Annotated in this window: 14 protein-coding genes; 6 read left to right on the plus strand and 8 right to left on the minus strand. The window is 45.5% G+C overall.

Going from position 1 to position 13523, the window contains the following annotated elements:
• Window positions 1-38 precede the first annotated feature (38 nt).
• Window positions 39-596, minus strand: a complete 558-nt coding sequence (locus HRR27_RS00610) for a thioredoxin family protein (protein WP_173269303.1) — start codon at window positions 594-596, stop codon at window positions 39-41.
• 158 nt (window positions 597-754) lie between these two features.
• Between HRR27_RS00610 and hemC the strand changes: the two genes are divergently transcribed.
• The 4 genes from hemC (at window position 755) to HRR27_RS00630 (ending at window position 5163) form a co-directional block, all read left to right on the plus strand.
• Complete coding sequence (hemC, locus tag HRR27_RS00615; RefSeq protein ID WP_173269305.1) at window positions 755-1699, plus strand: hydroxymethylbilane synthase; 945 nt, start codon at window positions 755-757, stop codon at window positions 1697-1699.
• A gap of 80 nt (window positions 1700-1779) precedes the next feature.
• Window positions 1780-2568, plus strand: coding sequence for a uroporphyrinogen-III synthase (locus tag HRR27_RS00620; RefSeq protein WP_173269307.1), 789 nt, complete (start codon window positions 1780-1782; stop codon window positions 2566-2568).
• A 117-nt stretch (window positions 2569-2685) separates the two neighbouring features.
• Window positions 2686-3978, plus strand: a complete 1293-nt coding sequence (locus HRR27_RS00625; RefSeq protein WP_173269309.1) for a hypothetical protein — start codon at window positions 2686-2688, stop codon at window positions 3976-3978.
• 9 nt (window positions 3979-3987) lie between these two features.
• Complete coding sequence (locus HRR27_RS00630) at window positions 3988-5163, plus strand: heme biosynthesis HemY N-terminal domain-containing protein (protein ID WP_173269312.1); 1176 nt, start codon at window positions 3988-3990, stop codon at window positions 5161-5163.
• 65 nt (window positions 5164-5228) lie between these two features.
• Here HRR27_RS00630 and HRR27_RS00635 read toward each other — a convergent pair whose 3' ends face one another.
• From HRR27_RS00635 to xthA, 4 genes are all read right to left on the minus strand, one after another.
• Window positions 5229-5612: a PilZ domain-containing protein gene (locus tag HRR27_RS00635; protein WP_173269314.1), complete on the minus strand. Its 384-nt coding sequence runs from the start codon at window positions 5610-5612 to the stop codon at window positions 5229-5231.
• Window positions 5613-5787: 175 nt separating this feature from the next.
• The gene (locus tag HRR27_RS00640; protein ID WP_173269316.1) at window positions 5788-6816 is read right to left on the minus strand and encodes a phospholipase A; all 1029 of its coding nucleotides are present in this window, start codon (window positions 6814-6816) and stop codon (window positions 5788-5790) included.
• A 27-nt stretch (window positions 6817-6843) separates the two neighbouring features.
• Complete coding sequence (locus tag HRR27_RS00645) at window positions 6844-7518, minus strand: NAD(P)H-flavin reductase (protein ID WP_173269318.1); 675 nt, start codon at window positions 7516-7518, stop codon at window positions 6844-6846.
• Window positions 7519-7542: 24 nt separating this feature from the next.
• A complete protein-coding gene (gene xthA, locus HRR27_RS00650; RefSeq protein WP_173269320.1) occupies window positions 7543-8364 on the minus strand; it encodes an exodeoxyribonuclease III in 822 nt (273 codons plus the stop codon).
• Between the two features lie 298 nt (window positions 8365-8662).
• Here xthA and HRR27_RS00655 point away from each other — a divergent pair, with 298 nt between their 5' ends.
• Both HRR27_RS00655 and purU read left to right on the plus strand, forming a co-directional pair.
• Window positions 8663-9088, plus strand: coding sequence for a rhodanese-like domain-containing protein (locus HRR27_RS00655; RefSeq protein WP_173269322.1), 426 nt, complete (start codon window positions 8663-8665; stop codon window positions 9086-9088).
• A 175-nt stretch (window positions 9089-9263) separates the two neighbouring features.
• Window positions 9264-10121 carry a formyltetrahydrofolate deformylase gene (gene purU, locus HRR27_RS00660; protein WP_173269325.1) on the plus strand — a complete coding sequence of 286 codons (858 nt, stop codon included), beginning with the start codon at window positions 9264-9266 and terminating at the stop codon, window positions 10119-10121.
• A gap of 266 nt (window positions 10122-10387) precedes the next feature.
• On the opposite strand, the gene HRR27_RS00665 is transcribed toward purU, so the two are convergent.
• The 3 genes from HRR27_RS00665 to msrB all read right to left on the minus strand — a co-directional run bounded on the left by HRR27_RS00665 (window position 10388) and on the right by msrB (window position 13517).
• Complete coding sequence (locus HRR27_RS00665; protein ID WP_173269327.1) at window positions 10388-10780, minus strand: hypothetical protein; 393 nt, start codon at window positions 10778-10780, stop codon at window positions 10388-10390.
• Window positions 10781-10983: 203 nt separating this feature from the next.
• A complete protein-coding gene (locus HRR27_RS00670; protein ID WP_173269329.1) occupies window positions 10984-13119 on the minus strand; it encodes a tRNA(Met) cytidine acetyltransferase TmcA domain-containing protein in 2136 nt (711 codons plus the stop codon).
• Window positions 13119-13517 carry a peptide-methionine (R)-S-oxide reductase MsrB gene (gene msrB, locus HRR27_RS00675; protein ID WP_173269331.1) on the minus strand — a complete coding sequence of 133 codons (399 nt, stop codon included), beginning with the start codon at window positions 13515-13517 and terminating at the stop codon, window positions 13119-13121. The genes HRR27_RS00670 and msrB overlap by 1 nt, the downstream gene beginning before the upstream one ends.
• Window positions 13518-13523: the final 6 nt, after the last annotated feature.

The following is a 13523-nucleotide window of genomic DNA, read 5'->3' on the forward strand; positions in this document are numbered from 1 at the left end:
CTCTCAAACAAAGCGTAAATTCTAAATTTCTAAGACGCCTATTGCGGCGGCATTTGCTGCTGAATTTCTAACAACTCAGGGGTGGCCGGAATACGTTTTTGCAAGCCCATATTTTGGTAGGCTTGGTTTAATCGGTTATGCACGACACCGGCAAACATGGTGACTTCGGAAATGCCGACAATACGCTCAGCGACTTCTTTGCCGTGACCATCAAAAAAAACGATTGTTGGGGTTAAATCCGCATTAATTTGATAGGCCCAGTCGCGTTTTTTAAGTGGCTTGCCCTGCCAATCCGGAATCGGATCATCTTCGTCAATTGCCACATTGCGTAAATACATTACTTTGCCTTCATACAATCCGTTGATGGACATCGGATTAAGTACTTGTTCTTTGAGCAGAACGCAGTAATCACACCATTGCGCACTGAACATCAGCATAATCGGCAGCTCATTGGCCTTGGCTTGAGCGCCTAAGCTTTGTAAGTCTTGCAACTCCGGCAAGGAGTGCTGTTTGCCGGCCAGTGCGGTGCTATCGCAACCGGCTTGAAAGGCCAGCAAGCCGATAAGTGATATGCGTGTTACAACGTTCGACAGCATTTTGTATTCTCCTACAAAGTAACCTCTTCAGCCCGTGCGTTTTAAATACGTTATGAATTGGTGTAGTATGATGCGGCTATTTTATCGAAATCCCATTAAGGATTTCAGTAAAATGCCCATGAGTTTAAGACAAATGAACAGGCTAATTGGAAACAAGCATGAGAGAAACATTACGAATCGCAACCCGTAAGAGCCCTTTGGCACTGTGGCAGGCAGAATTTGTGAAGGCGGAGCTAGAAAAAGCGCATCCTCACTTAACCGTTGAATTACTGCCGATGTCGACCAAGGGTGACAAGATTCTGGATGTGCCTTTGGCCAAAATTGGCGGGAAAGGCTTGTTTACCAAAGAGTTAGAAGACCGAATGATGGCAGGTGAAGCGGATATTGCAGTGCATTCGATGAAAGATGTGCCGATGGAGTTGCCAGAAGGCTTTGCTTTGGGTGCCATTTTGCAACGTCACACGCCGACGGATGCGTTTGTCTCAAACAAATACCGCTCCTTTGCCGAGTTACCGCAGGGTGCGATTTTAGGAACCTCAAGCTTACGACGTAAAGCGCAATTAATGGCGATTCGTCCAGATTTGGATGTGCGTGATTTACGTGGTAACGTCGGCACCCGCTTGGGCAAACTGGATGCCGGTGAGTATGATGCGATTGTTTTAGCCACTTCCGGTTTGCAGCGTTTGGGATTAGATGCACGTATCCGCCATGAAATTACCCCGGAAGATTGCTTGCCGGCGGTAACGCAAGGAACCTTAGGGATTGAGTATTTTGCGGCAGACGAGGAAATCAAAACAATTATTTCGGTGCTTAACCATCGGCCAACTGAGATTCGTACCCTCGCCGAGCGTGCGATGAATCATCGTCTGGAAGGTGGCTGTCAGGTGCCGATTGGTGTTTTTGCTGAGCTTTTAGGAAATCAGCAAATTAAAATTCGTGGTTTAGTCGCTAGTTTAGACGGCAGTCAAATTATTCGCAATCAAGTGATTGGCCCGCAATCGCAAGCCTATGCTTTAGGTCGTGTGCTTGGTGACGCTTTGTTGGAACAGGGCGCGAAAGCGATTCTGGACGAGGTTTATGCCGGCGACCACAACAAAGGTTAATCTCTTCTTAATGGATAATGTCCCTTGCGAGATGTATTTAAGTGGCGCAAGGGCGTAGCCCTTTCTAAAAGGTTGAGTTGATGTTGCAACTTGCAGACCTCACATTTCTGAACACGCGTCCCGCGCAGCAAGCCCAGCCTTTAACACAGCTTCTTCAGCAAAACACGGTGCAGGTTTTGGAATGCCCAACTTTACGCATCGCTTTGTTGGATGAGGTTGCCTTGGCTTCGCCAGTGCAGACCTACGATATGTTGTTGTTTACCAGTGTGAATGCATTGCGCGGTTGGCAGCAAAACCATCTTGATGTTCAATTTGCTCACCATCAAACCTTAATCGCCATCGGTAAAGCGACCGCCGATTATGGCTTGCAGTTAGGTTGGCCGATTGCGGTCTTGGCGCAACAGCATTTTGATAGCGAAAGTTTATTGGCTCATCCACAAATGCAAGATTTGTCCGGTCAGAAAATTCTCTTAGTTAAAGGGCAAGGCGGGCGGGATAAGTTACCTACGACTCTTCGTGCGCGTGGCGCGGTTGTTACTGCGTTAGACGTCTATAAACGTCAACCGGCATCCTATTGTGCAAGCTCTTGGCCAGCCTTTCGGGTTAGTCAGCATCCGGTGCTATTGATTAGCAGCTATGACAGTTTTTGTGGTCTAAATGCAATACTTGATGTGGCTGAAAAGCAGGTTTTATCGGCGTCTTGCGCGCACTGGGATTTTATTGAATTGGCGATTGTTTTTAGCCAACGTATCGCCGATAAAATGCGCGCTGCTGGTTGGCAAAGACCAATTAGCGTCATCCCAACGCAGAGCAATCAAGGCGTTTTAGACGCTTTGCGCGCATATCTTGCGCAACGCCATGCGGAATAGCGGAAGCGGCATAGATAAATTTACGCAAACGCTTGTCAGTCCTCTACAATAAACAAAAACAGCCGTTTATACGCCACTTAAGGTCATTTGGGCGGCCTGTCATTTTGGAGTTAACCTATGCCGGATAAAAATCATTCAACCTTAGCGTCGCATCATGATGTGTTGGAAGCCGAGGTCCTTTCCGAAGCGCCAGACGAACCATCACAGCGTGACAAGAAGCCAACTCAAAGCCCTACTGAATCGCGAATTAAATCACAAGTAAAGCAGTGGTTAACGCATTTAAAAGAGCGAATCGTCAGCAGTGCTTTAGTGTTACTGTTGATCATAGCTTTGGTGTATCTGTTTGCCCAGCAACAGTGGATGCAAAATCGTTTTGTTAATCTCGATCAGGATATACAGACTCTGGATAAGAACATTCAGAAAGCATCACAGCAGGCACAAAACGTGCAGTCTGAGGTACAGGGCATCACTAGCCATGATTATGAGCAACAGTTAGAACAACAAAATGCAGCATTGCAAACTTTGCAGACACAACTGAAAGCCATGGCTGAACAGCCTATGGTGAACGCGCAACAGCTGCAAGCATTGGAACAAAAACTGAGTCAGCAAATTCAACAGGCGACCAGTGGGCAGGCGGCATCCAGTGATGGGGAGGCATTAAGTCAGCTTAAAAATACTCTGCAACAGCAGATTAATGCCATACAACAAGCGCAGCAACAGCTTACTGCACAGTTCAAGCAGGGGCAGGCAAAACAGGGGCCAGCAAATACACTTTCGCTTGAGGAGTTGCAGTACTGGGCGCTAAAAATAAATACCCAGTGGTTGTTACAAGCGCCGATTGAGCAGACTTTGCAACAATTGTTGGCGTTTAAGCAAGCGGTTGGTCTTTTACCCAAAACACTCAATTACTCAATCACTTTATTAGTCGACCAGGACATTGCGCAGTTAAAGCAGCGTGCCGCCCAGTCTGCACAACGTCCTGTTGTTGATTTATCTCAGTTACGTCAACGCGTGAAAACCTTGCCACAGCAGACGATCGACAAGGCAGAATCAACGCCAGAAGTTGAGCCTGTCGGCGGGCTCTGGCAAGGTTTGTTGGACAAGTTATCGAGTCTTGTCAAAATCCAAAAACGGGAAGCGGAGAGCGTCACAGAAGTGGAAGCTTTAATGCTGCGTGAAGTTATCCAACAGCGCCTGTTAATGGAAATCGACCGCTTGGAGTATGCGTTACAAGTGGAGTCCCCCGCTTTAGTAAGAGCGGCGACAGAGCGCTTAAATCAGTTGGCTAAAGCACAAGCGCCGGCGATTGCGTCAGCCTTTAGCAGTGATTTATTACCCTTTGCACAGTGGCAAGCGCTGCAGCGCAAACCGCTACTGGTAAGCAAAATCGCCGATGCGGCGCAGTCTTAGGAGGCCGCAATGAAATTAGTTGTCACTTGGACTCTCGCTTTACTGATTACCACTGCTTTAGCGACCTTAATGCTCTATGACAATGGCATTGTTTCGATGGCTTGGGGCGGATGGATTGTCGAAACCAGTTTAAGCTTTTTCGTGGGCGGATTCTTGGTGCTATTTATTGCCGCCTATTTTGCGGTGAATTTTATAATCAAAATATGGCGCTTTCCAAGATATTGGCGCAACCGCAGCCAAATGCGTCGCTACTCTAAAGCGCAAGGTGCGATGACCGAGGGAATGATTGCACTTGAATATGGTGAATGGTATAAGGCAGAAAAAGCCTTGATTCGTGGTGCCAAACAGAGTGAAGCCGGTCTGATTAACTACCTTAGCGCGGCCAAAATGGCACAAAATCAAAATGCCTTTGATCGCCGTGACAAATATTTACAACAAGCGCGTGATGCTTATCCGCAAGAATATATGTTGATTGGTTTAGTCGAAGCGCGGTTGTTGCTCGAACAAGCGCCTTGGGAGGGACTGGCATTGCTGCAAGCGCTGCATGAACAAGAACCGAAACATGAAACCGTTTTAGCCGAATTTTGTAAGGTGTTGGTGCAGTTACAGCAGTGGGATGAATTAGAGAGGCTAATGCCGTTGATTCGTGCAAGTAAGGCTTTGGTTCGTGATGAGTTATGGTCGTTACAGCGAGAACTCTGGGCCGGCAAGCTGAGCCAAACCAAAGATGTCGATGCGCTCGACCATCTTTGGCATCAATTGAGCAGTAAAGAACAGCAAGAGCCGGTTATTTTGGCGGAATATGTAGAGCAGCGTATCGGTTTTGGTGAAGAAGTCGGTGTGGCCGAGTTAATTGAAAAAGCCTTGAAGCGTCAGTGGGATAATCGACTTTGCCATCAGTTTGGACGTTTAACGCTTGGGCCTGCGTTTGAGCTGCTAAAAAAAGCGGAAAAGTGGAGTAAGTCCCAGTCAGAAAATCCGATTTTACTGCTGACATTAGGGCGTTTAGCGTGCCGTAGTCAGATGTGGGCAATGGGCAAAAGTTACTTGAAGCAAAGTTTACGAATCGAGCCGCAACTGGAAACATTTCATGCGTTAGCGCGCTGTTTTGAAGCTGAAGGACAAGAGTCTGAAGCGGCGTTGGTCTACAAGCAGGCGATTGAACAGTTACAGCAGAAAAACTAAGATGCGAACTCTGCACAGTGGTTTCAGGTAGGCTGAAACCGTTTAATCGCTAAAGTGCGCGCTGTTTACGCGGTGTGTACCTGATGAGCACTGAGGTGTTGCATGAAGTGTGAGGTACCGCTTTTGAATTTGTTTACCAACTGTTCTAGCCAGTGACGGAAGACATCAAAGTTGGATAGTAGTTGTCCACCAATCAAGAAGCAACCTTGGTTTTGTATCAGATTTTTGATTTTTAATTCAATCTGGATGAAGCGATTTTTGCTCTGTACTCCGGTATCAATTTCAATAGATATTATTTTGTTGATGTCCAAACCAGGCAGGGTGCTTTCTAGACGTAGCCCTTCAGTGCTGATATTGAGCAGTTTTCCTTTTACTATGATGCCATCATAGCTAATCCGACAAGATTGCATAAACTCTAAGCGTTCTGATTTACGACGATTGATTTGCATTTTTAGTTACCGAATTAAGTGTGTTGATTTCTATTTTTAGCAAAATAGTAAAGTAAATAAAGTTTACCATGTAATTTTTATGTAATTTTAAAATTAATATGATAATCAATCATTTATTAAGAAGGTATGCCACAAATGTCTAAATCAGGGGGGGGGTGGTATAAAAGGATGGGGTTTAAATTCGGTCAACTAAGACAATGCCGATCGCGAATTTCTGGCCATAATGTTGCATATCAATCAGGCTGTCACCATATCCATTAAAGTATTGGACGTAGCCTTTGAAACGGCGATTTATCCGGCGAGTGTATTCAAGTTGTATTGAGCCGTAAGTGTTTATTTGGTAGCGGTTGCGCACGGTTAGGGCAAATGTTCGGTCTTTCCATTTATAGGCAGCTTCAAGTTCGTAGTCGCCCAGATATTTTTGATAGTCAAAACTGTTATCGAATTCATCCTGCTCATCAAAGCGTTGCCAAGTCTTAACACTTAAATAGCTATTTTTGTGTTGCAGTAAGCCTTGCACGAAGAGGCGGTTCCAGCCACGTGATAGCGTCCCTGTTTGGCCATTCGACTGATGGTTTACACCGAACATCATTTTGTGCAAGTTAAAGTCCAAAATATCGACATTGGCATCCCATTCGACCCAAACTTCCGGCTCATGATTGGTTTCGCGGAAAGGGATTGAGTCTTGGTCATCAAAAAATTGCCAAAAAGAACGGTTCGTGTAAGCAGCGTAAAAATCGAATGATTTATCAAGCAGCAGTAAGTCTTTGTAGAGCGGAAATTTAAAGCTCAGTTGAAATTGCAATTCCTGATTTTCAAAAGCCAGATCTTTTCCCGACTGGCTTTCGAAAGGGGCTTGATTGATTGGGGTTTTGTAATAGGCAAAGGCCGCATAATTAATCCGATGCGGGGTGATGACAAATGGGTTTTTTTCGGTCACTTCTTCGTTAATGCGTCTTTGCGTCAAGGGCTTCAGCGCATTTTGAGCGGCACGACATTGGGCGCGCACTTCACCAAGAGTTGTGCTGTCCGCTTGGCTTAACAAAGCTTTTTGTAGGCAAGCGTTATAGTGCATTTCAGGATTGTTTTCGATCAGTAGACTGTCGGTTTGCGCCATCGCATTTTGGCTAAGGCAGGCAAGCAGCGGCACCATGGCAGACATCCAAATTTTCCGTAATACTGGTACTTGATTACTCTGCTGCATGGTTTGCCCTTTGGCGTAAAGCCGTCATTAACTCACAAAGTGTTCGGCTTTTAAACCGGCTTTTGTAAAGGCTTCTTTGGCGGTTTGTACCATTGGCCAAGGACCGCATAAGTAAACTTGGAATTTTTCCAGACTTGGATGGTCTTGTAACACTTGTTGGTGAACCAGGCCGGTTTTGCCATTCCAATTATCGCCATCATCAGAAATCACCGGAATATACTCGATGTTCGGATGCTTCTGGCTCAAGTCAATCATCTGTTGGTGCATATACAAGTCGGACTGACAACGAGCACCCCAGTAGAAATGAATTGGCATGGCCGCTTGTTTGCGAATCAAGGCTTCTAATAGTGCCTTCATTGGCGCAAAGCCGGTGCCACCGGCAACGAAGATCGCCGGCAGGTGGTTGTCGGCAAGCTGCATTTGTTCTTTTGGGCCTTCGATAATTAATTGATCGCCGGCTTCTAAGGCAAACAATCTCTGCATCCATTCGCTTTGGTCATGATCACGAATATGGCATTCGATCAAACCGTCTTCACGAGGAGCGGCGGCAATCGAAAATGGCTTTAGCTCGTCTTCTTTAAAGCCGAGCATAATGTACTGCCCGGCATGATATTGCATCGGCTGTTGTGGTTTTAGAATCAGATTAATAATCGTTGGATTATAAAACTCTTTATGCACCAAAGTCACTGTGTGTACAGACATGGAAATTCTCTTGTTTTTATCGGATTACAGATCGAACTCTGTCCAGATCGGCGCATGGTCGGATGGTTTTTCCATACCGCGCACCGCATAGCCAATTTTGCTACTGATTGCCTTGGCATTGAGTGTTGCGGTGGCTAAAACGGTGTCGATCCGCAGGCCGCGTTTGGGCTCGCGGTCAAAGCCTTTTGAGCGGTAATCAAACCAGCTAAATCGATCATTCACTTCGGGATGGAGGCTGCGGAATGTATCAATCAGTCCCCAATTGCATAATTCAGCCCACATTGTGCGTTCTTCTGGCAAGAAACTGGTTTTACCATCACGCAGCCAGCGTTTTCGATTGTCTTCACCAATGCCAATATCCAAATCGGTTGGAGAGATGTTGAAATCACCGATGACCGCGATGTTCTGCTCCGGTGAGCAGTCGTCGTTTAGATAAGTCATCAGGTCAGCATAAAATTTTTGTTTGGCCGGGAATTTAACCGGATGGTCGCGATTTTCACCTTGTGGAAAATACCCGTTGATGACACGTACCTCATTGCCATTCGGTAAGATAAAATCACCGATAATCATGCGCTTTTGAGACGCATCGTTGTCGGTTTTCCAGCCTTTTTGCAATGCTTTAAGTTGAATATCATTGCGATACAGCAACGCTACACCATAGTGGGTTTTTTGTCCCATAAATTCGACTTTAAAGCCCATGGCTTCGATTTCCTCAATCGGAAACTCGTGATCCTGAACCTTCGTCTCTTGCAAGCCGATAATGTCCGGTGCAATTTGTTCATTCAATGCTGCCAATTGGTGAAGTCGCAAGCGCACGCTATTGGTATTAAAAGAGACAATTTTCATAATTTTTCCAATGACTTAGATTCAAAATGTTCGCTTAAATTATTGCGCCAAGATTATAACGGAAATTGCTTTAATCAGGGAAAAACTCCTTCCTGCTTGGTTTGGTTATGTTGTTTGGTCGTGATAATCCGGCAAGCATCCCCCTGCTCAGTCAGATTCTTCCGTGCTTGAAGCCATTTGGACTTGTTCTGTATCTTCATAAGTAAAATACCGACTAATTCATTGAAGCGGCGCTGAAATACCGCGTTAAATTGAGTATCATTAGCATAATCATTCAATCATAAAACAGGAGTGGAAGATGAGTAAGGGATTAATGGATTATGTTCAAGCGGCGATGGCCGAGATTAACAAAGTCGATGTTGAGGGCGCAAAAGGCTTGGTTGCCGAGGGTTATAAAGTACTGGATGTGCGTGAACCAGGAGAATATTTAATGGATGCGATTCCGGGTGCCTTAAACGTGCCGCGTGGTGTATTAGAGCCAGCCGCAGACTTAAACTATCCAGGTGCAAATCCAGCATTACGTGATGGGCGTGAAGACAACTGGTTAGTCGTTTGTAAATCTGGAGGCCGAGCGGCCTTAGCCACTCAAACCCTTCAAGAGATGGGGTTTGCGAATGTGGTCAATATGGTTGGTGGCATGGATGCATGGATTCAAGCTGGTGGTGCCACAGAGGTGCCATCGGATGAAAACTCGACCGTCGTGCTAAAAGAGCCTTGTCTATAAGGCCGTACTATTGCAAAGACAGACCCCGTAGTCGTTTGGTTTCGGGGTTTTTTTATGCGTGCTGAGTGGTAGAAAATTGCTTTAACAGCGCGCTTAAACAGCAGGTTTGCGCGGCAAGTCTACAAGTTTTTGATAAGATAAAGCGTTTTTAAATTTTAGCGAAGAGAAGAGTTGTATGAGCCACGTGTATCGTTTGGTGATTTCTTGTCCCGATCAGGTTGGGATTGTTGCCTCAGTTGCCCAATATATCGCCGATCTTGGCGGCACGATTGTTGAGGCCAACCATCATACTGATGCGGCCAATAACTGGTTTTTTATGCGCCATGAAATTTTGGCAGGTTCTTTACGCGGCGGGCTGGATGCGTTTGCTCAAGGCTTTAAAAAACTTGCCGATGCTTTTGAGATGCAATGGCATATTTCTGATTCCGCCAAACCTAAGAAAATCGCGCTATTTGCATCTAAAGAATCGCATTGTTTAGCCGATTTACTGCACCGCTGGCACGAAAAAGAACTGCCAGGCGAAGTGGTCTGCGTCATCGCTAACCATGACGATCTGCGCTCAATGGCCGAATGGTATCAAGTGCCGTTCCACCATATTCCAGTGACACCGGAAACCAAACCGCAGGCCTTTTCTGAAACGGAACAACTGGTTGAACAATACGGTGCGGAAGTCATTGTATTGGCGCGTTATATGCAAATTCTGCCACCGCAGATGTGTAAGGACTACACAGGGCAAGTGATTAATATCCATCACTCGTTTCTACCGTCATTTGTCGGTGCGCGCCCATACCATCAAGCGAGCGAACGCGGGGTAAAACTGATTGGTGCAACCTGTCACTATGTGACCGAAGTGCTCGATGCCGGCCCGATTATCGAACAAGACGTTATCCGTATCAGCCATGCACACAGTATTGACGATATGAAACGCCTAGGGCGCGATGTCGAGAAAACCGTATTGGCGCGTGGTCTTCGCTTCCACCTAGAAGACCGTGTCCTGATTCACGGCAATAAAACCGTCGTGTTTGATGTTTAAAAACGAGACACGTCTAAAAACACAAAAGCCCCAGATTTGGGGCTTTTTTTATTGGTGATAGCGTAGTTGTGCTTAATTGGAGTCAGAATAAAGTTATTTAATTTTACTCTGACCCTGGTTATTCAATGGGTATTCAATCACTTTCATCTATTTAATTCACTCAAACTCAGCATTGCGAAGGGTTTGATTTAACCGAAAACACGGTCTAAAAACAGTGGTTTCAAATCGTCGATTTTTAAAACATAATCGAGTCTGACGCTATTTCTTTACTTAAAAAACAGCTCTGCTTTAAATATGCCTTTTTCTCGCCAACTGCGTAAAAAACCTGATCGTAAATTGCCCGAAACACTAGATTCAGCTGTAAATTTTTCTGCTTTCCAATGCTTAGTGTCTTGTGAGCCATTTGTGTAATAAAGTGTTATATAACAATGTTTGTTATGGATTAATTCTTTTTTGAACTGCTCTTCACTTAAACCTGAATAGTCAATCTCAAGATTAACGGCTTCCTTTATTTTCTTGATATTTTTAATTGGTTTGAAACCGTTTTCTTCATAGCTATTTAAAATTTTTTCTATTACATTTGCAGGTGTGTCAAAGCCTTCAGCATGGCATTTTAATCGGTCATATAAGTTGTCAGAAATTCGGATTACTTGACTCATGGTTAACTCTTTTTTAATTAATAGCTAGGATTTATTGTAACCATGTTACCAAATATGTCAATTTTGGTTTCAGCGCATAACGCCGCCATAAATGGTTAGTAATAGTTTGCTAAGAAGCAATGGTGTTAGATTCCATTGCTTGCGAAATTCTTATTTTTTGCGAATAAAAATATAGAATACATTTATTGCTGTATTTAATGAATTTAAGCGTTTATTTGAAGGCGTTTTAAAGCGTCTTGAAAGCCTTGTTCCGCTTGTTTTTTGCCTATCAGTTTATGCGTTTCGACTAGCTCTGCCCAGCTGAGTTGTTTTAGCAGTTTGTCGGTTAGTAGCGATGCTTGCTTGCTTTCTAAGTTGCTAAGTAATGCTGGGTTTTGCAGTAAAAATTGCTTTAAAAAGTAACTTGAGGTGGTGAAAGGACGTTTTCCGTTTAGGTAGTCTTGAATGATTTCTGCGGTGTTGATTTCGGTTTCGCTGTTTGCAAAGTTGCTGGTAATTAATGTCAGTAAACGGCTATCAAGTTGTTTGAGTTCGTCGTTCAGCAGCATCGGCAGTTGTTGTTGGAACTGTTGTTGAATCTGTTTTAGTGATTCAGCTTGTTCGCTAAGGGCTTGATAGACCACGAGGTTATAGGTGCCGCTGGCTTTATCGCGTTTACAACCGAGGTGTAGTGGTTGCATTCCCTGTTGTATCCAAAAGCGAGTTAAGTCGTTTTCTGCACCGAAACTGCTGCTAATAAAGTCGATCTGTTCTGTTTGTGCCTGTTTTTGCCATTTCTCCACTAGCATTGAACCAATCCCTAAACTCTGCCATTCGGGTTCGATGGCAATGCGCATTAAACGCCAAGATTGCATGCTTAAAGCATCGCTAAAAGCATATTGACGATCTAAAAGTTGCGGCACAAGATGTCCGTGAATTTTACTTTCATTGCCTGTTAAACCGCCTTCCTCTTGGCTGAGTAAAACGCCAATCGTTTGCTTTTGATAGCGTGTTACCCAAATACGGTTTGGCGAGTTGAGTAACTGTTGCAAATCATTCGGGCTGGTTTGGTAGTGTGCCTTAACTAAAAGCCCGAAAATCGCATCCAAATCGGCAAGCCGTTGCGTTTTGCTCAGTTCGTTTATCTCTAACTGCATCAATGCGGCTTGCGGGCAGTCCGGCAATGTTGGCGCGTCATTATCCGCTTGTAAAAGCAGGGCTTGGTTAATCGCGGCTTCTAAAGGGTCTTGATTATTCCAGCGTAGCGGCTGCTTAATGTGCAGGCGTTTCCAGTCTGGTGTTAGTTGGTTAAGGGTTTTGGTAAAACGCAATTCAAAACCGCGACCGGAACCTTCATAGCCATGTAGCGTGGTGGCAAAGACCATGCGGTGATAGCTTTGCAAGAGCGAGGTCAGTAATGGCGTCGGAATCTGCGCCGCTTCATCAATCAACAATAGATCGCATTCAACGCGGTTTAAATTCAGATAGTCGGGTGCGTAAAATTTAAGCTGTTTTGTTTCGCCTTGGTATTCAAAACTTAAGCAATCGCCGTGTGTTGAAATAGTGCTGATTTGTTCTGAAATGTTCTGTTCTAGCCATCTCTGAGCATGAAAAAAGGCATTGTGCGCTTGTTCAGGTAGGCTGGCGCTGATGGCGATATGGGCCTTGCCTTGCAGCAAGGCTTGCACCGCTGCCAATCCTAAAGCGGCACTTTTACCGCGCCCGCGGTCGGCGCTGAGTACCAACGGGCGTTTACGATGCCCAAAAGCGACTTTGAGAATCTGCGTAATCGCTTGGTTTTGCTCACGGGTCGCCGCGCCACTATCGAATTCAGTTAAGGCATTTTCGCTTTGTACTGAAGTGGTTTGGCAAATAAGTTGCGTTTGCTCGCCATGCTGTTTTAACCAAGTGCTCTGTTTTTGCCACGAGCTAGCTAGATGACGATAAAACCACGGTTCGAGTTGTTGTGGTTGCAGAGGGGTATTGAGAAAACGGCTGTCTTGCGGATTGGCGATTTCCGGCCAAGTGGGCGGCATAATTAAAAACAGCCCACTGCCGGCTTGTAAAAGCCCGGCAACAATACCGAGCGTATTGGCGCTAAGGCCGTCGTTTAAATCAATTGCCGCGCCAGCGAACTCTTTACCAAGCTGGTGTTTCAGGTTTTGCGGATTGGCAGAAGTCCTTGCTGAATCGCTTGGTGCATTGCCAATAATCAGAGAATTTGTGGGCAGATGCGGAGTAATGATTTGCCACGCCCAATCCGTTGAGCCTTGCAGTATTACAAGGTCACGATGACGGTTGCGGGCGAGGGTAGCAAGGTGTGCCTTAAGAAAAGCGTCTGGATCGGCGAGGGTATGCATTATTCCGGAATAAAGTCCAGTGATGCGGAGTTGATGCAGTAACGCAGTCCGGTCGGTTGCGGGCCATCTGGGAAAACATGGCCTAGATGGCTATCGCATTTGGCGCAGCGTACCTCGGTACGAATCATTCCGTGCGAATCATCGCGCAATTCGCGTATCACGCTTCTACTGATCGGTTGCCAGTAGCTCGGCCAGCCGGAGCCGGAATCGTATTTGGTTGCGGAACTAAAGAGCGGCGTTCCGCAACAGGCGCAGGTATAGGTACCTGCGGCTTTGTTATCCCAATATTTTCCGGTAAAGGCGCGTTCGGTGCCGCCACAGCGACAGATTTGATACTGTTCTGGATTGAGTTTTTCACGCCAGGTTTGATCGTTCGTATTGTTAATTGGTTTATCCATGTTACA

This window comes from Thiosulfatimonas sediminis (assembly GCF_011398355.1).
Lineage (GTDB): Bacteria > Pseudomonadota > Gammaproteobacteria > Thiomicrospirales > Thiomicrospiraceae > Thiomicrorhabdus > Thiomicrorhabdus sediminis_A.